Genomic DNA, 18,988 nt, shown 5'->3' on the forward strand with positions numbered 1-18,988 from the left:
TCGTTAAGCAATGCGGTTAAGAAATTGCTACGGATGGGGCGGCGTCGGCGAACGACGATGGCGCGGGTCGATGAATCCTGTGAATAACCTTGATTCGACTTACCCAGATGGCTAGGACGGGTCGGCCTTGCACAAGGATGAGCCGACATCCTATCTACGGAACAACGATCCAGAACCGATTCTGCCCGATCTGCCAGCATTCCCGGCGCCGGAATCCCACCGCGAGATAAGAGATAACTGATGAAGAACCCCGTCGAAACCTACATGAACCTCGTTCCGATGGTGGTCGAACAGACCAATCGCGGCGAGCGGGCCTACGACATCTTCTCGCGCCTCCTCAAGGAGCGCATCATTTTCATCACCGGTCCGGTCGAGGACGGCATGGCGACGCTGGTCTGCGCCCAGCTCCTGTTCCTCGAAGCCGAGAATCCGAAGAAGGAAATCAACCTCTACATCAATTCGCCGGGCGGCGTCGTCACTTCGGGCATGGCGATCTACGACACCATGCAGTTCATCAAGCCGGCCGTATCCACACTCTGCATCGGCCAGGCGGCCTCGATGGGCTCGCTGTTGCTGACCGCCGGCCACAAGGACATGCGTTTTGCCACGCCGAACGCCCGCATCATGGTTCACCAGCCGTCCGGCGGCTTCCAGGGCCAGGCCTCCGACATCGAGCGCCACGCCATGGACATCGTCAAGCTGAAGCGCCGCCTCAACGAGGTCTATGTCAAGCACACCGGCAAGAGCTACGAGGAGATCGAACGCACGCTCGACCGTGACCATTTCATGACCGCCGACGAAGCCAAGGATTTCGGCCTCATCGACAAGGTTATTTCGTCGCGCGAGCCGGCTGAGAGCGCCGTGGCATAAGGGCTTGGTGGCAGTTGGATGACACCATCACGCGCTTTTGGCGCGTCTTGCGGCATTTCGGCCACAATTGGCTGTTCCCTCGACGGTCGGGATTGCCTACGTTAAGGCTATGTTGATTTTCGACGGCTTAGCTTTGTGTGGGGCTGCTGCGAATCATTGCCACGTTTTCTGATTTGTGTTTCGTACGGAATACGTTGCGGGAGCCGGGATACTGGCGGCGGCGGATTCCCGCGATAAATAGAGTAAGCGCCCTTTCAGCCAGACCATCGGCGGGCGGCGATGAAAGGACAGGAAAATGAGCAAGGTCGGCAACAACAGCGGTGACTCGAAGAACACGCTTTATTGCTCGTTTTGCGGCAAAAGCCAGCATGAGGTGCGCAAGCTGATCGCCGGTCCGACGGTCTTCATCTGCGACGAATGCGTCGAGCTCTGCATGGATATCATCCGCGAGGAGAACAAGACCTCGATGGTGAAGTCGCGCGAGGGCGTGCCGACACCGCAGGAGATCCTCAAGGTTCTCGACGACTACGTCATCGGCCAGCCCTACGCCAAGCGCGTGCTGTCGGTGGCTGTCCACAACCACTACAAGCGCCTGGCACATGCCGGCAAGAACAACGATGTCGAGCTGGCCAAGTCCAATATCCTTTTGATCGGCCCGACCGGTTGCGGCAAGACGCTGCTCGCGCAGACGCTGGCCCGCATCATCGACGTGCCCTTCACCATGGCTGACGCCACGACGCTGACCGAAGCCGGTTATGTCGGCGAGGATGTCGAGAACATCATCCTGAAGCTGCTGCAGTCGGCCGACTACAATGTCGAGCGGGCACAGCGCGGCATCGTCTATATCGACGAGATCGACAAGATTTCTCGCAAGTCCGACAATCCCTCGATCACCCGCGACGTGTCGGGCGAGGGCGTGCAGCAGGCGTTGCTGAAGATCATGGAAGGCACCGTCGCCTCCGTGCCGCCGCAGGGCGGCCGCAAGCATCCGCAGCAGGAATTCCTGCAGGTCGACACCGCCAACATCCTGTTCATCTGCGGTGGCGCTTTTGCCGGCCTGGACAAGATCATCTCGGATCGCGGCAGAAAAACCTCGATCGGTTTCGGCGCCACGGTCGCTTCGCCGGAGGACCGACGCACCGGCGACATCTTCCGCCAGGTCGAGCCCGAGGATCTCCTGAAGTTCGGCCTCATTCCGGAATTCGTCGGCCGTCTGCCCGTCCTGGCGACGCTGGAGGATCTCGACGAGCCGGCGCTGATCCAGATCCTGACCGAGCCGAAAAACGCGCTGGTCAAGCAGTACCAGCGGCTGTTCGAGATGGAAAATGTCGACCTGACCTTCCACGAGAACGCCCTGTCGGCGATCGCCAAGCGCGCCATCGAGCGCAAGACCGGCGCCCGCGGCCTGCGCTCGATCATGGAGGCGATCCTGCTCGACACCATGTTCGAACTGCCCGCGCTCGAAGGCGTGCGCGAAGTGGTGATTTCGGAAGAAGTGGTGACCGGCAGCGCCCGGCCGCTCTACATTTATTCCGAACAAAAGGAAAAGAAGGGCAACGTCAGCGCCTGACATGGCACTTCACCGCATATTTTTGTGGAACGGCGCCGTTGCGGCGCCGTTTTGCTGTGAAGGGCACACGACCTCAGTGATGGAGTGGATTTGCAGGCGATGTTAACTCTTGATCTTTGGCCCGCTTGCATCCACCTAACACGAGAAGGCCGAGGTGCCCGATTTCTGTGCTGTAAAACTCCCGTCACAAACGGTGGTAGGCGGAACGATCCCCGGTCGTTAATATAAGATTCGCGGTTGGCCTGATGGCGGCCGCGACATGAAAGGTTGGACAATGGCCAAAATATCCAAGGCTCCCAGCGACGGCGTCTTCGCAGTTCTCCCACTGCGCGACATCGTGGTGTTCCCGCACATGATCGTTCCGCTCTTTGTCGGGCGCGAAAAGTCGATCAAGGCGCTGGAAGAGGTGATGGGTCAGGAAAAGCAGATCCTGCTTGCCACCCAGATGAATGCTGCCGATGACGATCCCGAGCCCGATGCCATCTTCGACATAGGCACGCTCGCCAATGTGCTGCAATTGTTGAAGCTGCCCGACGGCACCGTCAAGGTCCTGGTCGAGGGCGCTTCGCGTGCCAAGATCGTTTCGTTCACCGACCGTCCCGATTTCCACGAGGCCCGCGCCACCGCGTTGGTCGAGCCGGAAGAGGAAGAGGTCGAGGTTGAGGCGCTGGCCCGCTCGGTCGTCACCGACTTCGAGAACTACGTCAAGCTGAACAAGAAGATCTCGCCCGAAGTGGTGGGTGCCGCCAGCCAGATCGACGACTATTCCAAGCTCGCCGATACGGTTGCCTCGCATCTGGCCATCAAGATCCCTGAAAAGCAGGAAATGCTGGCCACGCTCTCGGTAAAGGAGCGGCTGGAAAAGGCGATGGGCTTCATGGAAGCCGAAATCTCCGTCCTGCAGGTGGAGAAGCGCATCCGCTCGCGCGTCAAGCGCCAGATGGAGAAGACGCAGCGCGAATACTACCTCAACGAGCAGATGAAGGCGATCCAGAAGGAGCTCGGCGAGGGCGAGGACGGCCGCGACGAGGCGGCCGAGATCGAGGCGCGCATCAAGAAGACCAAGCTCTCCAAGGAGGCCCGCGAAAAGGCGGAAGCCGAGTTGAAGAAGCTGAGGACGATGTCGCCGATGTCGGCGGAATCGACCGTCGTGCGCAACTACCTCGATTGGCTGCTGTCGATCCCGTGGGGCAAGAACTCCAAGGTCAAGCAGGACCTGGCCTACGCCCAGAACGTGCTCGACACCGATCACTTCGGCCTCGACAAGGTCAAGGACCGCATCGTCGAGTACCTTGCCGTGCAGAGCCGCCAGAAGAAGCTGAAGGGGCCGATCCTGTGCCTCGTCGGCCCTCCCGGCGTCGGCAAGACCTCGCTCGGCAAGTCGATCGCCAAGGCGACCGGCCGCGAGTTTATCCGCATGGCGCTCGGCGGCGTGCGTGACGAAGCCGAGATCCGTGGCCATCGGCGCACCTATATCGGCTCGATGCCCGGCAAGGTCATCCAGTCGATGAAGAAGGCGAAGAAGTCCAATCCGCTTTTCCTGCTCGACGAGATCGACAAGATGGGCCAGGACTTCCGTGGCGATCCGTCGTCGGCGCTGCTCGAGGTGCTCGATCCCGAGCAGAACTCGACGTTCATGGACCATTACCTCGAGGTCGAATACGACCTGTCGAGCGTGATGTTCGTGACGACGGCCAATACGCTGAACATCCCTGCGCCCTTGATGGACCGCATGGAGATCATCCGTATCGCCGGCTACACCGAGGACGAGAAGATCGAAATCGCCAAGCGGCACCTGATGCCGAAGGTGATCCGCGATCACGCGCTGCAGCCGAAGGAGTTCTCCGTCGGCGAGGACGCGATCCGTGCCATCATCCAGACCTACACCCGTGAAGCGGGTGTCAGAAGCCTGGAGCGCGAGCTGATGAAGCTCGGGCGCAAGGCCGTGACCGAGATCCTGAAGACGAAGAAGAAGACGGTGAGCATCACGGCGGCGAACCTCGCCGATTACCTCGGTGTCCAGCGCTATCGCTTCGGTCAGGTCGAGGCTGACGATCAGGTCGGTGTCGTCACCGGTCTTGCCTGGACGGAAGTCGGCGGCGAGTTGCTGACGGTCGAAGGCGTCATGATGCCCGGCAAGGGCCGCATGACGGTCACAGGCAATCTGCGCGACGTGATGAAGGAATCGATCTCGGCGGCGGCCTCCTATGTCCGCTCAAGAGCCCTCGATTTCGGCATCGAGCCGCCGCTGTTCGACAAGCGCGACATCCACGTGCACTTGCCGGAAGGCGCGACGCCGAAGGATGGCCCGTCCGCGGGTGCTGCCATGGCGACAGCCATTGTGTCGGTGCTGACGGGCATTCCGGTCCGGGCCGACGTGGCGATGACTGGCGAGATAACGCTTCGCGGCCGCATCTTGCCGATCGGCGGCCTCAAGGAGAAGCTGCTCGCCGCGCTGCGCGGCGGCATCAAGAAGGTGCTGATCCCGGAAGACAACGCCAAGGATCTGGCGGAGATTCCGGACAATGTGAAGAACGGCATGGAGATCATTCCGGTCTCGCGCGTCGGTGAGGTGTTGCGCCACGCGCTGGTGCGGATGCCGGAGCCGATCGAATGGGTCGAACCGGTCAATCCGCCGGCCACGACCGACAGTGCCGATGACGCTGGAAAGTCGCTTGCACATTAGATTCTTTCTAAGGTTGCAGTGCACAAACGGAAAGCCGGGCCTCGCGCCCGGCTTTTTCATGTGAAAAACCCCGGATTTCCGGGCTTTTTTCCACTTTTTCCAGGCTTTTCGACTTGGTTGCGGCAACGCTTCTTTCTAAAGTCCGTTTCCTGCCGGATGAGTCGTAAGTTCCGGTGTTCTCATGGAAGGGAATTTTTATGAACAAGAACGAACTGGTGTCCGCTGTCGCCGACGCCGCGAGCATTTCGAAGGGTGACGCGCAGTCGGCGGTCGATGCGGTATTTTCCGTCATCACCGGCGAACTGAAGAAGGGCGGCGATGTCCGGCTTGTCGGCTTTGGCAATTTCACCGTGTCAAAGCGTGCGGCCTCGACCGGCCGCAATCCGCAGACCGGCGCCGAAGTGAAGATCCCGGCACGCACTGTGCCGAAGTTCTCGGCCGGCAAAGGCCTGAAGGACGCAGTCAACTAAGCGTTTTTTCTTTTCAGAGACCAGAAAAGCCGGGCTTGCCCGGCTTTTCATTTTTGTCCCCGACACCGGTACACACGACCAGAAAAGCCGGGCTTGCCCGGCTTTTCACTTGCCGGGCCTGGAGTAGAAAATCTCTGGGGCGGGCTGTCCCGGAATGAGGGCGCGAAGCAGCCAAACTCGCGAGCCAGAGAAGCCGGATGGAGGGGCGCTTGACGCGAGTCCGCGTTTTGCGCTCGACCGAGAGCCCTGGCCATACTATCCTGAACCTTGGACATTGGCGGCGCTGCTCCACCGGGAAGAGGTTTCCATCCCTAGGGGTATTCGGAAATGAACCTGTTGATCGGCAAGCTTGGCGGATTGGTCTTTATCGTCCTTGGCTTCCTGCTGGCGGCGTCGGGTTACCGAGCCGCATCGACGGGATATATGGCTGCCGGGATCGTTCTGCTCGCCATCGGTGTTGCCCTGGTGGTACGCAAGGTGCTCCGCGAAATCAAGACAATCAACGGTGATGGCCGCCAAGGCGTAGAGGGCTAACCCCTGCGTTCGCGCGGTGGCCGACAGCATCCGAACAGATCAGTCGGCAGCCGTGCGAGCGCAGCGGAAACCTGCGAGTTCTGACCCTCGGAATTTTGAAGCGAGTATACGCTTCCGTCACTCGGCCTTTCACTGGTCGGGCACCGGCAAATGGCCGATAGGCGACGCGCCTCCCGTCCTTGTTTTTATGCGTGCCGTTGTCTCGGATCCACTTTGGGGCGACATGCATTAGCCATTCGGCGCGTCGGCGCGCATCAGGCCTTCCTGCTTGAGATCGGCCCAAAGCGCTGCCGGCAGCTTCGCGTCGAGCAGCGAGCGGTTGCTCTCGACTTCGCTCGGCCGCTGGCCGCCGGGGATCACCGAGACGACCGAGGGATGCAGCAGCGGAAACTGCAGCGCCGCCTCGATCAGCCTGACACCATGGCGCTTACAGACAGCCTCGATGCGGGCGACCCGCTCGAGAATGTCCTTCGGCGCCTCGGAATAGTTGTAGTAGGCGCCGGGCTTCGGTCCTGTCGCCAGGATGCCGGAATTGTAGGGGCCACCCAGCACGATGCCGATGCCGCGTTTCTGGCAGAGCGGCAGGAAGGATGTCAGCGCCTCCTGTTCCAGCAGCGTGTAGCGCCCGGCAAGCAGGAACAGGTCGAAATCGCCGCGCTCGGCCAGCGTCTGGGCAACCTGCCATTCGTTGATGCCGCCGCCGAACGCCTTGATCGCACTCTGATCGCGCAGCGACAGCAGTCCGTAGTAGCCCGAGCGCATGAATTCTTCGATGCGCAGGTCGGACGCCTGCTTGCTGCCATGGGTGAAGATGTCGACATCGTGCACGAACAATATGTCGATCCGGTCGACGCCAAGCCGCTCGAGGGAGGCCTCGAACGAGCGCATGACGCCGTCATAGCTGTAATCGTAGACCTCCTGGCGCGACGGCGTGTCGAAGAACTTGCCGATGCCGGTGCGCTGCTCCGGCGGGCAAGCGCGCATGAGGCGGCCGACCTTGCTCGACAGCACATAGTCGTCCCGCTTCTTGCCGCGGAGGAACGGATTGAGGCGCGTTTCCGACAGGCCAAGCCCGTAGAGCGGCGCGGTATCGTAGTAGCGGCAGCCGGTCGCCCAGGCGGCGTCGAGCGTGGCCTTGGCATCCTCGTCGGAAACGGCACGATAGAGATTGCCGAGCGGCGCCGTGCCGAAGCCGAGTTCCGTAAAGGTGAGGCCGCCATTGCCGATGCGGTCGAAATGCCGTGTCTTCATGTCTTGCAGTTTTCCCGGGGTTGATTTGTCGGACATGACACTATCATGCCTGTGATCAGGCAAAAGCGCCGCGCGGCGTTGGACACGCATTTTCGCGGTTGCTAGCATGAATGAAATCAAGCTGTTCGCAAAAAAATCCGAGGATGATTTCGAGGGGGGTTTGTCGTGAGCGACCGGAACGAAAATCTGTTCAAGACCGCTCTCGACGAACTAAGCGGCGTGCTGGCGCGGGTGGATGACAGCCAGATCGACGCCGCCTGCAAGCTGCTCGCCGAAGCCAGGCAGATCGTCGTCTATGGCTGCGGCCGCGAGGCCTTGCAGGTCAAGGGTTTCGCCATGCGGCTCTATCATCTCGGCCTGCCGGTCTCGGTGGTCGGCGACATGACCGCGCCGCCCTTGGGCCCCGGTGACGTCTTCCTGGCCAGTTCCGGACCGGGAGAAACCTCGACCGTGCTGACCTTGATGCGCGTCGCGCGCGAAGCCGGCGCGACCAATCTGCTGCTGACCGCCCAAGCCGGCGGCAGTGCGGCAAAACGGGCCGACACGACGCTCCTCATCCCGGCCCAGACCATGGCCAATGACCAGGGGCCGCAAAAGACTTCAGTCCTGCCGATGGGCTCGGTATTCGAAGGCGCGCTGTTCCTGCTGTTCGAGGTGATGGTGCTGAAGCTCAAATCCTTGATTGGCGCGTCGCCCGAAGCCATGCGCGCACGCCACACCAATATGGAATAGATCATGCGCTATGAACTGATGCTGCCGCACCAGATCCGCCAGGCGATTGCCGAGAATTGGCCGGTCGCCCTGCCGCTCGGCGTGCTCGAATACCATGGCGAGCACATGGCCGTCGGCATGGACACGCTGGCCGTCACCAAGACGCTTGAACTGTTCGAGAAGGAGAGGGATGTCGTCATCCTGCCGCCCTTCTACTACGGTGCCGCGAGCTACGCAGTGGCGCCCCCGGAAGGCACTGGCTCGGTGCAGGTCGGCGGCAATCAGCTGGCGCTGTTCGGTGAGGAGTTGTTCTACAGCCTGTTGCGCATCGGTTTCCGCAACATACACGCCATCATCCATCACCAGACCGAGAATTTCGCTGCCGGCATGCCGACCGATCTCGCCTTCAAGACCGCCGGCCGCCAGGCGATCTTCCGCTTCCTCGAGAAGCAGCGCGGCGAGGGCTGGTGGGGTTCGAAGGACATGGCCGATTACTATGCCGGACACGCCGCCGGTGAAAATTTCTTCAACTGGGTGCAGGTCCATCCGCTGATGCCGGCCGCCATGAACGGCAAGTATCCGTTCGACCATGCCGGCATCGGCGAGACATCGCTGATGCTGGCGCTATGCCCGGAGGCCGTCGATGCCGCCCGCTTCGCCGACAATACCGGCTGGTATACGGCAAGCGCCAAGGATGCATCGGCGGAACTTGGAAACAAGGGTGTCGCCATGATCATGGATCATTTGCGCGCTATCCTGAGGGCCTAAAGGTTGTTTTTCAGCCGCTCCGCCCGGTAGTCGGCAATCGACTTGCCCGGATCGCTCTTGGTGGTCACGGCCCAGATGAACGTGCCGGCGCCCGCTATCGCCAAGCGCGAGGTGGTTGGCGTGGAAGCCCACCACGGCCATGAGCAGGCCGCCGCACAGCGTAGCCAGCACGAAGCCCGCGATGGCGGCTCGACCTTGCCAGGCGATCGGCATGACGCCCTTGCCATAGCGGTCGTAGCCCTTGTAGCCGACACGGATGTTGCGTGCGAACCAGTACTGGTTCGTCACTTCACGGCTCCGGCGGTCATGCCCATGATGAGATAGCGTTCCAGCGCGATGCCGATCACCGCCAGCGGCGCGATCGCGGCGGTGGCAAGGGCTGCCATCGACCACCAGTTGATGCCTTGCGAGCCGGTCTGGCTCGCCACCATGACGGGAATGGTCTTGGCATCGGTCGAGGTCAGGAGGGCGGCGAAGAAATACTCGTTCCAGCACAGCACCATCGCCAGGATGAAGGCGGCGACCATGCCCGGCAGTGCGATCGGCATGACGATACGGAAGAACGCCCCCCAGATCGACAGGCCGTCGACGAGGGCCGCTTCTTCCAGCTCGACCGGGATCGAGTTGAACTGGTCGCGCATGATCCAGATGACGATGGGCAGCACCATCAGCGTGTAGAGCAGAACCAGCCCGATGCGCGTGTCGAGCAGGCCGACTTCGCGGTAGAGCACCAGGAAAGGCAGGGCGAGTACGACAGGCGGCAGGATGAGCTGCGACAGGAAGAAGAAGGAGATGTCCTCGTTCTTGAACCAGGCGAACTTGTAGCGGTAGCGTGTGAGGCCGTAGGCGGCGAGGCTGCCGATGACGATGGCAAGGCTCGACGCGCCGACCGAGGTGATGACCGAGTTCATGAAGCGCTTGAAGAACTCATCGCGCACTGTCGAGGTCTGGAAGATCGAATCCGGCGAGAGCCCGAGCGAACGCCAGCCCTTCCAGTCCGGCTGGAAGTCGACGAAGGGGATCAGATGGCCTTGGGTGACGTCGACCGCCGATTTGAACGAGGTCGTTATCGTCCAGTAGATCGGGAACAGGCAGATCAAGGCCCAGAACACCAGCGCGCCATAGATGAAGACGCGGCTGGTGATGAAGCTCGCCGGAGAGCGGATTTCGGAGACGGTATATTCGGTGGTCTGAACGCTCATGATCCGGCCACTCAATTGACGTTGCGCACGAAGCGGTTGGCGAGCTTCAACAGCCAGGTCACGAACACGACGATGATGACCAGATAGGCCATCGCCAGCATGGTGCCATAGCCGACATTGGAGCGGTCGCGGTATTCGCGGTAGATGAAGCTGGAAACGGAATCGGTGGCGCCGCCGGGGCCGCCCGAGGTCACCGTGATGATGATGTCGGCCAGCTTCAACTTGAAGATGATGCGCAGGATCACCGCCGTCACCGAAACCGGCAGCATCAGCGGGAAGGTGACCTGCCAGAAGGTCTGCCAGGCGGTCGCGCCGTCGACGCGCGCGGCCTCCAGCACCTCGCGCGACATCGCCTGCAGGCCGGCGAGCAGCATGATCATCATGAACGGGATGAAGGTCCAGGCATCCAGTATCATGATCGATATGCGGGCGATGATGGGATCGGAAAAGAAGGCGGGATTGTCCCAGCCGAGATGGCGCGCCAGCGTTGCCGCCGGTCCGAAGCGATATTCCATCAGCGATTTGCCGATCATCCATGACACCGCGACCGGGGACAGCATAAGCGGCATCAGGAAGACGACGCGGAAGAATTTGCGAGCCCGGATCTGCGCGTTGAGCAGCAGCGCCAGCCCGAAGGCGATGACATATTCGACCAGCACGGCGAGCACGTAGAGCACCATGTTGAACAGAGCATTACGATAGTAGGGATCGCCCAGCATCTGCCAGAAATTGTCGAGCCCGTTGAACCTGCGGCCGCTGAAGGAGGAGAGGTTCCAGTCGGTGAGCGCGATGTAGAAGCCGAACAGCGTCGGGAAGATCACCATGGCGATGGTGAACAGCAGCGCCGGTAGCAGGAACAACGCACGCTGGCCGTCCTCGCCGCGCGTCAGCACCTGGCCGATGCCGAGTGCCACGCCCCACAGCACATAGGCGTAGACCACGGGACGCCATGTCTCGAAGCCGATCGTGTCGACCTCGCTCTTGTAGAGGATCTGGACAAGGATCGTTGCCAGCAGGCCAAGCGTTGCGGCGGCCATCACCGCCCAGCCCAAGCGTTTGCGGCCTGGCGGTATCAGGTCGGATGGGACGGCGTTTGCCGGCCAATCATTGGTGGGCAAAATCTGGTCAGCCACGCGTCTCATCCGGTTGCACAAGGCACTTCGCGACCGGCGATGCCGGTCAAGACAGGGGCCGGCGGCTTTCGTCGCCGGACCCCAGGTTCACGCTACGATCAGGCCAGGCCGAGCGAGGCCTTGTAGAGCTTGATCTGTTTTTCGCGGCCGATCTGGTCGGTGAGCTTTTCCCAGGCGGCGGCGATGGCATCGGCGCCTTCCTGCGCCTTCATCTTGCCGGCGAAGGTGTTGGCCAGAATGTCCTCGGCGGCGGAATAGTACTGGAAGATGCCGGGGATGCGCGGCTCGATCGCCGCGTTCGGATGGTTGTAGCTGTCGCCTTCCGACTTCAGATACGAGGTGATGAAAGCCTCGTCATAGCCGGCCGCCACCCATTCCGGAATGTCGAAATGCGAATTGCGGTAGGGCTGGAAGCCGGACGGATACATCGCCGTCCAGATCGACAGGTCCTTGCCGCCGAGATGGGCGGCGGCGGACCATGCCGCCTTTTTCTTCTTCTCGTCCTTGTCGACGCGGGCCATGACGTAGACCCCCCAGCCGAGATAGGCGCAGTTCGGCGAATAGTTCGGCCCGCTGGCGAGCTTCTCCCATTTGCCGGTCTTGGAATTGTAGACGTCGTCCGAACCCGGCAGGATCGAGAAGCCGGTGACGTCGCCGATGACCGAGGAATCGTTGGTCTTGACGTTGGAGCCGATGTCGCCCCACCAGGGGATCATCGAACCGGTGCCGGCCAGGAACTGCTGGAAGCCGGTGGTGTTCGGGTCGGCATTGATCTGATCCGCCGGTTCCGACGGCAGCGCGTCAATCACGTCCTGGATGGCGCGCACCCAGGCCGGATTGTTGATGCGCGGCTTCATCGTGTCGGCGTCGAACAACCAGGCCTTGTCGTCGGGATGCTTGGCGTAGGCGGTGGCGCGGCTGCCGAGGAAGTAGAAGCCGAAACCGCCCCATGGCTTGGGCGCGTCAAGATAGCCATAGACGTCCTGGCCCTTGAACTTCTTGCCCTTGAGGAACTTGGTGACGGCTTGCACCTGCTGCCAGGTCTTCGGCACGCCCCATTCGCCTTCACCGCCGCCGTCCTTCCACTGCTTGGCGAGGTCGGCATCGGCGAACACGTCGGTGCGGTAGTTGAAATTGTGCGTGTCGCCGTCGATGGTGACCCGATACTGCTTGCCGTCCCAAGTGCCGACCGGCGGCTTCAGGTAGTTGACCAGGTCGTCGAAATCGATCTGCTTCTTGACCCAATCCGGCATCTCCGAAGTCAGGCCCTTGCCGCAGACATCGCCTTCGAAGGGCGCGCCCATCTCGATGATGTCGAAGTCGACGGTGCCGGTGGCGATCGACTGCTGCAGCCGGGCATTGTAGTCGGCCTGCGCCAGGTCGATCCAGCTGATCTTGGCGCCGGTATAGGCCTCCCACGGCTTCAGGAAGCCGCGAAACAGCACATTGTGCAGGTTCTGGTTGTTGAGGCCCATGAAGGTCAACTCGACGCCGGCGAATTCGCCTTCCTTGACGTTGGCCTTGGTTGCCTCGAGGCAGAGTTCGCCGACCTTCTGGAAATCGGCATCGGTCGGCTGACCTTTGCCAACGCCGGGAATCTGCAGGATCTTCGAGCGCAGTTCGCTTGCGGCGGAAGCGGGACGCGTCAAGGCGCCAAGCCCGGCGCCGGATGCCGCCGCGATCGCGGCCATGCTGGCCGCACCCTTCAAGACGTCGCGCCGCGTGGCGCCGGCACGGACGAGCCTATCGTAAAGACCTGTTCTCATCGACTATTCCTCCCAGAATCAGTGTGAATGGATGTGGCCATCTGTCGGACGCTGAAGCACAAAGTGCTACCGGCTCGGATACGAATTAGGCAGGACCCCACCCTGCGTCGATTGAAATTCCCTGCGGATCGGTGCCGACATTTGGACCAGCGCCCGCCACTATTCTCGCAACCAAACGCCGTGTCAACGACAACGGTTTTTATCTATAAGAGACCGACTTGCCCTGACAGGGCGCGTTGGTTAGCTTCTGCGCCTACGGCCAGTTGGAGCCGATGGGGGAGAGATGGCTCAAGTCGCAATCAGCAAGGTGGCCAAGGCGTTTGGAACCGTCAAGGTTCTGCACGAAGTCAGCGTCGACATCGCTGACGGACAGTTCGTGGTGCTGGTCGGCCCCTCGGGTTGCGGCAAGTCCACGCTGCTCAGGATGGTGGCCGGGTTGGAGACCGTTTCCGGTGGCACGATCGCCATCGGCGACCGCGTCGTCAACCATTTGCCGCCGGCAAAACGCGACATCGCCATGGTGTTCCAGAACTACGCGCTCTACCCACACAAGACGGTCGAGCAGAACATGGCCTTTGCCCTCAAACTGCGGAAAACCGATCCGGCCGTGGTCGCCGAGCGGGTCAAGCGCGCCGCCGACATCCTCGACCTCAACCCCTATCTGAAGCGCTATCCCCGGCAGCTCTCCGGCGGCCAGCGCCAACGTGTGGCGATGGGCCGCGCCATCGTGCGCAATCCACAGGTGTTCCTGTTCGACGAGCCGCTCTCGAACCTCGACGCCAAGCTGCGCGTGCAGATGCGCACCGAGATCAAGGAACTGCACCAGCGGCTGAAGACCACCACGATCTACGTCACCCACGACCAGATCGAGGCCATGACCATGGCCGACAAGATCGTCGTCATGCGCGATGGCCGCATCGAGCAGGTCGGCGCGCCGCTGGAATTGTTCGACCGGCCGGCCAATTTGTTCGTCGCCGGTTTCATCGGCTCGCCGTCGATGAACCTGCTCAAGGGTGTTGTTCGCAAGGGAGACAAGCCCGGCGTCGACATATCAGGCACATTGTTTCCGATTGCCGACAATGCCGCGCAGGACGGGCAAGCCGTCGTCTATGGCGTGCGCCCGGAGCATCTGGAAATCCATCCCGACGGCGTGCCGGCGAAGATTTCGGTGGTCGAACCGACCGGCTCGGAAACGCTGGTGTTCCTGCGCTTTGGCGACCGCGAGATGGTGGCGCTGTTTCGCGAGCGCCACGACTTCAAGCCCGGCGACACGCTGACCCTGAAGCCCAGGCTCGACCAGATTCATCTTTTCGATGCCGAGACCGGCAAGCGTCTCTGATCTCAACGGACTTCACGAGGACTATCATGCTCAAAGGCATCAATCCGCTGCTCAATGCCGACGTGCTCCAGGCATTGCGGGCGATGGGCCATGGCGATGACCTGATCATCGCCGACACCAACTTCCCCTCCGATTCGGTGGCGCGTCAGACGGCGCTCGGCCGACTGCTGCGCATCGATGCGTCAGCCGCGGAGGTGGTCAAGGCGGTGCTGTCGCTTTATCCGCTGGATACGTTCGTCGACGACGCGGCCGCGCGCATGGAAATCGTCGGTAAGCCGGACGAGATTCCGTCCGTGCAGAAGGAAGTGCAAAAGGAAATCGACGCGGCCGAAGGCAAGTCGTGGCCGATGCTGCCGGTCGAGCGCTACGCCTTCTACGAGCGTGCCAAACAGGCCTATTGCGTCATCCAGACCGGCGAACGCCGTTTTTACGGCTGCTTTGCCTTCCGGAAGGGCGTCATACCGCCGGATGCGGAGTAGGGATATGGCAGCCGGAAAGCCTGTCGTCATATTGGGCGTCTTCGTCGCCGATACCGCCTATCGCGCCGATCGCCAGCCGCGCATGGGCGAGACGATCCTCGGCAATTCGTTCAAGCTGGGCCCGGGTGGCAAGGGGTCGAACCAGGCCGTGGCCGCCGGCAAGCTCGGCGCCGACACCACTTTCCTGACCCGCCTTGGAGTCGATGCGTTCGCCGACATGGCCAAGCGGACATGGCAGGATGCCGGCGTGAAAAGCGCCGTCATCGACACGCCGGACAGCTATACGGGCGCCGCCTACATCTTCGTCGAGGAGGGCAGCGGCAACAACGCCATCATCGTCAGCCCGGGTGCGGCCATGCTGATCTCGCCGACCGATATCGAGGCCAATGCCGCCCTGATTCGTGGTGCCGGCGTCTTCGTAACCCAGCTCGAACAGCCGATCGATGCTGCGATGCGGGCGCTGGAGATCGCGCGCGGGGCAGGGGTGACGACCATCCTCAACCCTGCCCCCGCGGCAAAGCTGCCCGACCGCGTCTACACGCTCTGCGACTATCTCACGCCAAACGAGACCGAGACGGAGGAATTGACCGGACTGAAGGTCTCTTCGGTCGATGAGGCGCGCACCGCCTCCGGCAAGCTGCTCGAAAAGGGCGTCGGCACCGTCATCGTCACACTCGGCGACAAGGGCGCGCTGCTGCACTCGAAGGGACGCTCCGAGCATGTCCCCGCTATCAGCGCGGGGCCGGTGGTTGAAACCACTGGCGCGGGCGACGCCTTCAACGGCGGCTTCGCGGCAGCCCTATCGCGAGGCGTGGAGCCGCTGCAGGCGGTGCGCTTCGCATGCGCCGTCGCCGGCATTTCGGTGACGCGACCCGGCACCGCGCCGTCGATGCCGACGCTGCAAGAGGTCGAGGCACTGCTGGCGAAGGGTTGAGGCACGCGGGGCAGCCGGGCCATAAGGCTGTCCAATCCCAGGGCAATCCCATGAAAAGTGCGTAGCGCTTTCCGTTGGGAATTGGGCCAAAACAAAGAGTTAGGGCAGCTCGCCGTTTCCGTAAAACGGCAAACTGCCCTGGATGTCCATCCATAGCCCGATCAGCTATCGCCTGACGTAGCAGCGCTTTTCGCGACCGGGAGCGGGATCGCCGAACGTATCATTGTCGCATTGGACGCCGTTGCGGAACACGTCCTGCGTGAATTGGCCGCGTGCCCCGTACCTGACCACCTTGCGGCCGTAGAAATCGCAGTAATCGCCTTCATCGGCACAGGCTGCCCATCTCTCGCGGCGGGGTTCGTCGTAATTGTCATCCGACTGGTCCTGGCCGCGCATGACGATGAAACACGACTTTGGGATGCCCGGCGCCGGATCGCCAAAAACGCGATTTGAACAAGGCACCGCGTCTCGCTCGAAATAGCGCGAGGTCGTGCGGCCCCGGGCGCCGTAGACCACTTCGGCGGGATACGGCAGACGGCAGAGCCCGCCCTCGCGCGCGCATGGCTGCAACCGGTCGGCCGACGCGGTCGCCGGGAAAAGGGCGGTGGCGACCGTCGTCGCGCCGCCCAGGTACATGAGCGTGAATAATGTGCGCATAGAAATGTTTGGTGCGTTTGACACGATAAGTCCTCCATGCCGTTCAGGCAGCCTACTAATGCAACTCCGCTACCTGCGAAATGAATCCAGCGCTTTGTGGGCAAATCCGCAAGTGGGATTCGCAAGGTCAAACGCGGCTCAAGCCCGAGTCGTTCCAGGAACTGCTTTTCAGCCTATTGGAGTGGCGTCGCGTTTGCCAGATTGCCGCGCGGGCGTGGCTGAATTTTAAAGCCGGCTGCGAAACAGGCGGCCGCGAACGATTCGCGCGGCGGCGAATGATCATCGACCGCCAGGCTGCAAAGCCGGCGATCGGATGCAAAAGCCCGCGCCTTGGCACTTCATTTCTTGAAAGTGGATTCTGACAATTCATGTCGGCATTTCCCTGTGCCAAGGATTGCGATCCTTGAGGGAAATGGCGCGAGTGACGGGGCTCGAACCCGCGACCTCCGGCGTGACAGGCCGGCACTCTAACCAACTGAGCTACACCCGCGCATTGACGAGCACGTGTCAGCCGTGTTCGTCGTTGGGGCGCTGGATAAGGGGTTCGCCACCGGGTGTCAAGCGCACCAAACCATCATAACAACAAACTGGAGAAGGTTTTTTGACAGCCGGCGTTTTGTTCGCAAATCGGGCCTGCGGACAGGGCGCCACCTGTTCATTTGGCCTTGCGAAGCCGGTCCCGACCGCTTAAAGGTCCGCGCCGGAGCGGGCGATTAGCTCAGTTGGTAGAGCGCTTCGTTTACACCGAAGATGTCGGCGGTTCGAGCCCGTCATCGCCCACCACTTTTTACCAATGAATTCAAAGGCGTCTGCTGGTCCCCTGAGGCGGGCTTTGCGCGTTGCGCCCAGCTATGCGCCCAGAAACGACCGTTTTGGAGTGTCTAATAGGCATCTGCGGCGGCCTGCTGGAAGTCGGGATGATGGTGACCGTAGGTCGATTCCATCTGTTTTACCGTCATGCCGAGCGAGCCCGCGGCATCCCAGATCGGCACGCGGCGTTGCATCAACCAGGTGGCGCGGGTGTGGCGCAGGATGTGCGGCGTGACCTCCTCGCCGAGCTTGGCCTCGACGCGCGCGGCGTCGAAGGATTTGCGCATCAGGCCGATGGGCTCGCCGCCCTTGGCATGGATCACCGGACCCTTGCCGCCGTCCTTCAGCTTCCACCGCTTCAGGTGCGCGATCGCGCGCCGCGGCAGGCGCATCGGCGGCCGGCGCTTCGTCGTCTCACGCACGCGCTCGCCGCGACGGTAGAGCACGCCGGCGTCGAGGTCGGGCCAGCCGCCGGCCGGGCCACGGTTCCAGTTGAGGTCGAGGATGGCGGCGTGCCGCGTGCCGGTATAGAGGCCGATGATGATGAAGCGCGGCAGGCATTCGTAAGTCTTCGGCCTGGCGCGGCGCAGTCGCAAGGCGGCCCGGAGCAGCTTGGCGGCTTCCTGGCGCGTCAACCAGCGCTCGCGCGCCACTGGCTTGGCCGGCAGATCGAAATACGGGCGGAAGTTCAGTCGCTTCTCTTTGCAGAAGAGATAGACAGCGGCGCGCATGTCCTCGAGCTCGCGTCGCGCCGCCGCCGGGCGCTTGCGGCTGGCCGCATATTCGCGGCAGGTTTCGCCGTCGATGGCGGATAGCGGCTTGTCGCCCCAGAAGGCGGTCAGGAAGGCGATGCGGCCTTCCAGCGGCTCCGTGTCCGCTTCATCATCGCCATTGTCGGACGGGGCCTGCTTGGCTGCGAGGTAGTAGTCTAGCGCTGTTGCGCACGAGATGTGATCGGGACCACGTTCGACGGCGACGGGCTTTTGCTTTTTTTGCCCGATGTATTCCGCGAGCTTTTCCGCCGCGATTTCAGTTTCGCCAACAAGGCATCCCGTTCGCTTGTAAACGGCCCCGTCCCGGATGACGAGCCGCTGGACGCCGTCCCGGTCGAGCCGGGGGACGAGGCGGGGAGGGCTTTTCCGACGCGGCATTTTAGGCGCATTTCCCTGATGGCAGACGGCGTGACGAAATCCTTGTTGGCAATCTGTTCGATTGTCAAATTGCCCTTGCGCGCCTCGGCCCGCAGCGCCTTCGGCGTCAATCGGCCCCCGAAGAATCGGTCGCAGGCCTCCTGGAGGCGAATCGGCGTGTCGTCTTCCATCAATGACGCCGCCCGGTCAGCCATCAGTGCAGTCCCACATAAAGCAGCCCGGCGCCAATCACGGCGACGGCAAGGATCAGGCCGTTTAGGATTCGGCGCGCCATCGGCGATTCCGCCGGCGCGAGGTCAATGCAGTCGTCGCCACACAGGCAGTCGGGCCAGCGCTTGCAGATGAGCTGCGTCCTTCCGCCCGGCGGGACTGTCATCCGCTCCAGACTGCGCGGCACTTGGTCGAGACGCGCGGTCATGACGGCAGCACCCAGCCGAGCAGGGCGAAGGGCAGCGCGAACATCACCACGCAAGCGAAGGTGAGCCCGGCCGGACCGTCACCGCCGACAGCGGCGATGATGAGGGAAGGGTTGGCCGCGCGGCGAAGGTCGGCCAGGATTTCGGACGGCTTGCGGCCGGCGAGGATCTGGCGCGACACCCATGCCTCGGCCTTGCGCGACTTCGCGGCCTCGGCGATCAGGCTTTCGGCGACATTCAT

General features: G+C 62.2%; 19 protein-coding genes and 2 tRNA genes. 12 read left to right on the top strand and 9 right to left on the bottom strand.

What is annotated here, in order from left to right; all coding sequences use genetic code 11:
* The first annotated feature begins 240 nt into the window (after positions 1–240).
* The 5 genes from clpP to MAFF_RS34450 all read left to right on the top strand — a co-directional run bounded on the left by clpP (position 241) and on the right by MAFF_RS34450 (position 6,130).
* Complete coding sequence (gene clpP / locus MAFF_RS34430) at positions 241–870, top strand: ATP-dependent Clp endopeptidase proteolytic subunit ClpP (RefSeq protein WP_010915650.1); 630 nt, start codon at positions 241–243, stop codon at positions 868–870.
* Between the two features lie 295 nt (positions 871–1,165).
* Entirely contained in the window at positions 1,166–2,440 is a 1,275-nt protein-coding gene (gene clpX, locus MAFF_RS34435) for an ATP-dependent Clp protease ATP-binding subunit ClpX (RefSeq protein ID WP_010915651.1), read from the top strand.
* 274 nt (positions 2,441–2,714) lie between these two features.
* On the top strand, positions 2,715–5,126 hold the full coding sequence (gene lon / locus MAFF_RS34440) for an endopeptidase La (RefSeq protein WP_027046751.1): 2,412 nt from the start codon (positions 2,715–2,717) through the stop codon (positions 5,124–5,126).
* A gap of 197 nt (positions 5,127–5,323) precedes the next feature.
* Positions 5,324–5,596, top strand: a complete 273-nt coding sequence (locus MAFF_RS34445; protein ID WP_006201846.1) for an HU family DNA-binding protein — start codon at positions 5,324–5,326, stop codon at positions 5,594–5,596.
* 327 nt (positions 5,597–5,923) lie between these two features.
* On the top strand, positions 5,924–6,130 hold the full coding sequence (locus tag MAFF_RS34450; RefSeq protein WP_010915653.1) for a hypothetical protein: 207 nt from the start codon (positions 5,924–5,926) through the stop codon (positions 6,128–6,130).
* A 228-nt stretch (positions 6,131–6,358) separates the two neighbouring features.
* Here MAFF_RS34450 and MAFF_RS34455 read toward each other — a convergent pair whose 3' ends face one another.
* The gene (locus MAFF_RS34455; protein ID WP_010915654.1) at positions 6,359–7,381 is read right to left on the bottom strand and encodes an aldo/keto reductase; all 1,023 of its coding nucleotides are present in this window, start codon (positions 7,379–7,381) and stop codon (positions 6,359–6,361) included.
* 165 nt (positions 7,382–7,546) lie between these two features.
* On the opposite strand from MAFF_RS34455, the gene MAFF_RS34460 reads away from it, so the two are divergent.
* Together MAFF_RS34460 and MAFF_RS34465 are read left to right on the top strand one after the other, a co-directional pair.
* Positions 7,547–8,113, top strand: a complete 567-nt coding sequence (locus tag MAFF_RS34460; protein WP_010915655.1) for an SIS domain-containing protein — start codon at positions 7,547–7,549, stop codon at positions 8,111–8,113.
* A gap of 3 nt (positions 8,114–8,116) precedes the next feature.
* Positions 8,117–8,860, top strand: a complete 744-nt coding sequence (locus MAFF_RS34465) for a creatininase family protein (protein ID WP_010915656.1) — start codon at positions 8,117–8,119, stop codon at positions 8,858–8,860.
* A gap of 284 nt (positions 8,861–9,144) precedes the next feature.
* On the opposite strand, the gene MAFF_RS34470 is transcribed toward MAFF_RS34465, so the two are convergent.
* From MAFF_RS34470 to MAFF_RS34480, 3 genes are all read right to left on the bottom strand, one after another.
* On the bottom strand, positions 9,145–10,062 hold the full coding sequence (locus MAFF_RS34470) for a carbohydrate ABC transporter permease (protein ID WP_010915657.1): 918 nt from the start codon (positions 10,060–10,062) through the stop codon (positions 9,145–9,147).
* Positions 10,063–10,073: 11 nt separating this feature from the next.
* Entirely contained in the window at positions 10,074–11,195 is a 1,122-nt protein-coding gene (locus MAFF_RS34475) for a carbohydrate ABC transporter permease (protein ID WP_032933358.1), read from the bottom strand.
* A 98-nt stretch (positions 11,196–11,293) separates the two neighbouring features.
* Positions 11,294–12,961 carry an ABC transporter substrate-binding protein gene (locus tag MAFF_RS34480; protein ID WP_032929955.1) on the bottom strand — a complete coding sequence of 556 codons (1,668 nt, stop codon included), beginning with the start codon at positions 12,959–12,961 and terminating at the stop codon, positions 11,294–11,296.
* Positions 12,962–13,244: 283 nt separating this feature from the next.
* On the opposite strand from MAFF_RS34480, the gene MAFF_RS34485 reads away from it, so the two are divergent.
* From MAFF_RS34485 to rbsK, 3 genes are read left to right on the top strand one after another with little or no spacing between them, the layout of a single operon-like run.
* Positions 13,245–14,300: an ABC transporter ATP-binding protein gene (locus tag MAFF_RS34485; protein ID WP_010915660.1), complete on the top strand. Its 1,056-nt coding sequence runs from the start codon at positions 13,245–13,247 to the stop codon at positions 14,298–14,300.
* 26 nt (positions 14,301–14,326) lie between these two features.
* Entirely contained in the window at positions 14,327–14,779 is a 453-nt protein-coding gene (locus MAFF_RS34490; RefSeq protein WP_010915661.1) for an RbsD/FucU family protein, read from the top strand.
* A gap of 4 nt (positions 14,780–14,783) precedes the next feature.
* Positions 14,784–15,713: a ribokinase gene (gene rbsK / locus MAFF_RS34495; protein WP_010915662.1), complete on the top strand. Its 930-nt coding sequence runs from the start codon at positions 14,784–14,786 to the stop codon at positions 15,711–15,713.
* A 165-nt stretch (positions 15,714–15,878) separates the two neighbouring features.
* On the opposite strand, the gene MAFF_RS34500 is transcribed toward rbsK, so the two are convergent.
* Positions 15,879–16,394, bottom strand: a complete 516-nt coding sequence (locus tag MAFF_RS34500; protein WP_010915663.1) for a hypothetical protein — start codon at positions 16,392–16,394, stop codon at positions 15,879–15,881.
* Between the two features lie 56 nt (positions 16,395–16,450).
* On the opposite strand from MAFF_RS34500, the gene MAFF_RS34505 reads away from it, so the two are divergent.
* Positions 16,451–16,732, top strand: a complete 282-nt coding sequence (locus tag MAFF_RS34505) for a hypothetical protein (protein WP_010915664.1) — start codon at positions 16,451–16,453, stop codon at positions 16,730–16,732.
* A 51-nt stretch (positions 16,733–16,783) separates the two neighbouring features.
* On the opposite strand, the gene MAFF_RS34510 is transcribed toward MAFF_RS34505, so the two are convergent.
* A tRNA-Asp gene (locus tag MAFF_RS34510) sits at positions 16,784–16,860 on the bottom strand.
* Positions 16,861–17,077: 217 nt separating this feature from the next.
* On the opposite strand from MAFF_RS34510, the gene MAFF_RS34515 reads away from it, so the two are divergent.
* A tRNA-Val gene (locus MAFF_RS34515) sits at positions 17,078–17,153 on the top strand.
* Positions 17,154–17,251: 98 nt separating this feature from the next.
* Here MAFF_RS34515 and MAFF_RS39600 read toward each other — a convergent pair.
* From MAFF_RS39600 to MAFF_RS34535, 3 genes are all read right to left on the bottom strand, one after another.
* The gene (locus MAFF_RS39600) at positions 17,252–18,331 is read right to left on the bottom strand and encodes a site-specific integrase (protein ID WP_010915665.1); all 1,080 of its coding nucleotides are present in this window, start codon (positions 18,329–18,331) and stop codon (positions 17,252–17,254) included.
* 193 nt (positions 18,332–18,524) lie between these two features.
* Entirely contained in the window at positions 18,525–18,749 is a 225-nt protein-coding gene (locus MAFF_RS34530; protein WP_010915666.1) for a hypothetical protein, read from the bottom strand.
* The gene (locus MAFF_RS34535) at positions 18,746–18,988 is read right to left on the bottom strand and encodes a hypothetical protein (RefSeq protein WP_010915667.1); all 243 of its coding nucleotides are present in this window, start codon (positions 18,986–18,988) and stop codon (positions 18,746–18,748) included. Before MAFF_RS34535 ends, MAFF_RS34530 begins: the two co-directional genes overlap by 4 nt.

This window comes from Mesorhizobium japonicum MAFF 303099 (assembly GCF_000009625.1).
GTDB classification, from domain to species: domain Bacteria; phylum Pseudomonadota; class Alphaproteobacteria; order Rhizobiales; family Rhizobiaceae; genus Mesorhizobium; species Mesorhizobium japonicum.

Excerpts from the sequence above, each read along its gene's own strand:
- clpP (WP_010915650.1), top strand. The coding sequence starts at position 241 with ATGAAGAACCCCGTCGAAACCTACATGAACCTCGTTCCGATGGTGGTC.
- clpX (WP_010915651.1), top strand. The coding sequence starts at position 1,166 with ATGAGCAAGGTCGGCAACAACAGCGGTGACTCGAAGAACACGCTTTAT.
- lon (WP_027046751.1), top strand. The coding sequence starts at position 2,715 with ATGGCCAAAATATCCAAGGCTCCCAGCGACGGCGTCTTCGCAGTTCTC.
- MAFF_RS34445 (WP_006201846.1), top strand. The coding sequence starts at position 5,324 with ATGAACAAGAACGAACTGGTGTCCGCTGTCGCCGACGCCGCGAGCATT.
- MAFF_RS34450 (WP_010915653.1), top strand. The coding sequence starts at position 5,924 with ATGAACCTGTTGATCGGCAAGCTTGGCGGATTGGTCTTTATCGTCCTT.
- MAFF_RS34455 (WP_010915654.1), bottom strand. The coding sequence starts at position 7,381 with ATGAAGACACGGCATTTCGACCGCATCGGCAATGGCGGCCTCACCTTT.
- MAFF_RS34465 (WP_010915656.1), top strand. The coding sequence starts at position 8,117 with ATGCGCTATGAACTGATGCTGCCGCACCAGATCCGCCAGGCGATTGCC.
- MAFF_RS34470 (WP_010915657.1), bottom strand. The coding sequence starts at position 10,062 with ATGAGCGTTCAGACCACCGAATATACCGTCTCCGAAATCCGCTCTCCG.
- MAFF_RS34480 (WP_032929955.1), bottom strand. The coding sequence starts at position 12,961 with ATGAGAACAGGTCTTTACGATAGGCTCGTCCGTGCCGGCGCCACGCGG.
- MAFF_RS34485 (WP_010915660.1), top strand. The coding sequence starts at position 13,245 with ATGGCTCAAGTCGCAATCAGCAAGGTGGCCAAGGCGTTTGGAACCGTC.
- MAFF_RS34490 (WP_010915661.1), top strand. The coding sequence starts at position 14,327 with ATGCTCAAAGGCATCAATCCGCTGCTCAATGCCGACGTGCTCCAGGCA.
- rbsK (WP_010915662.1), top strand. The coding sequence starts at position 14,784 with ATGGCAGCCGGAAAGCCTGTCGTCATATTGGGCGTCTTCGTCGCCGAT.
- MAFF_RS34505 (WP_010915664.1), top strand. The coding sequence starts at position 16,451 with ATGAATCCAGCGCTTTGTGGGCAAATCCGCAAGTGGGATTCGCAAGGT.
- MAFF_RS39600 (WP_010915665.1), bottom strand. The coding sequence starts at position 18,331 with ATGCCGCGTCGGAAAAGCCCTCCCCGCCTCGTCCCCCGGCTCGACCGG.
- MAFF_RS34530 (WP_010915666.1), bottom strand. The coding sequence starts at position 18,749 with ATGACCGCGCGTCTCGACCAAGTGCCGCGCAGTCTGGAGCGGATGACA.
- MAFF_RS34535 (WP_010915667.1), bottom strand. The coding sequence starts at position 18,988 with ATGAATGTCGCCGAAAGCCTGATCGCCGAGGCCGCGAAGTCGCGCAAG.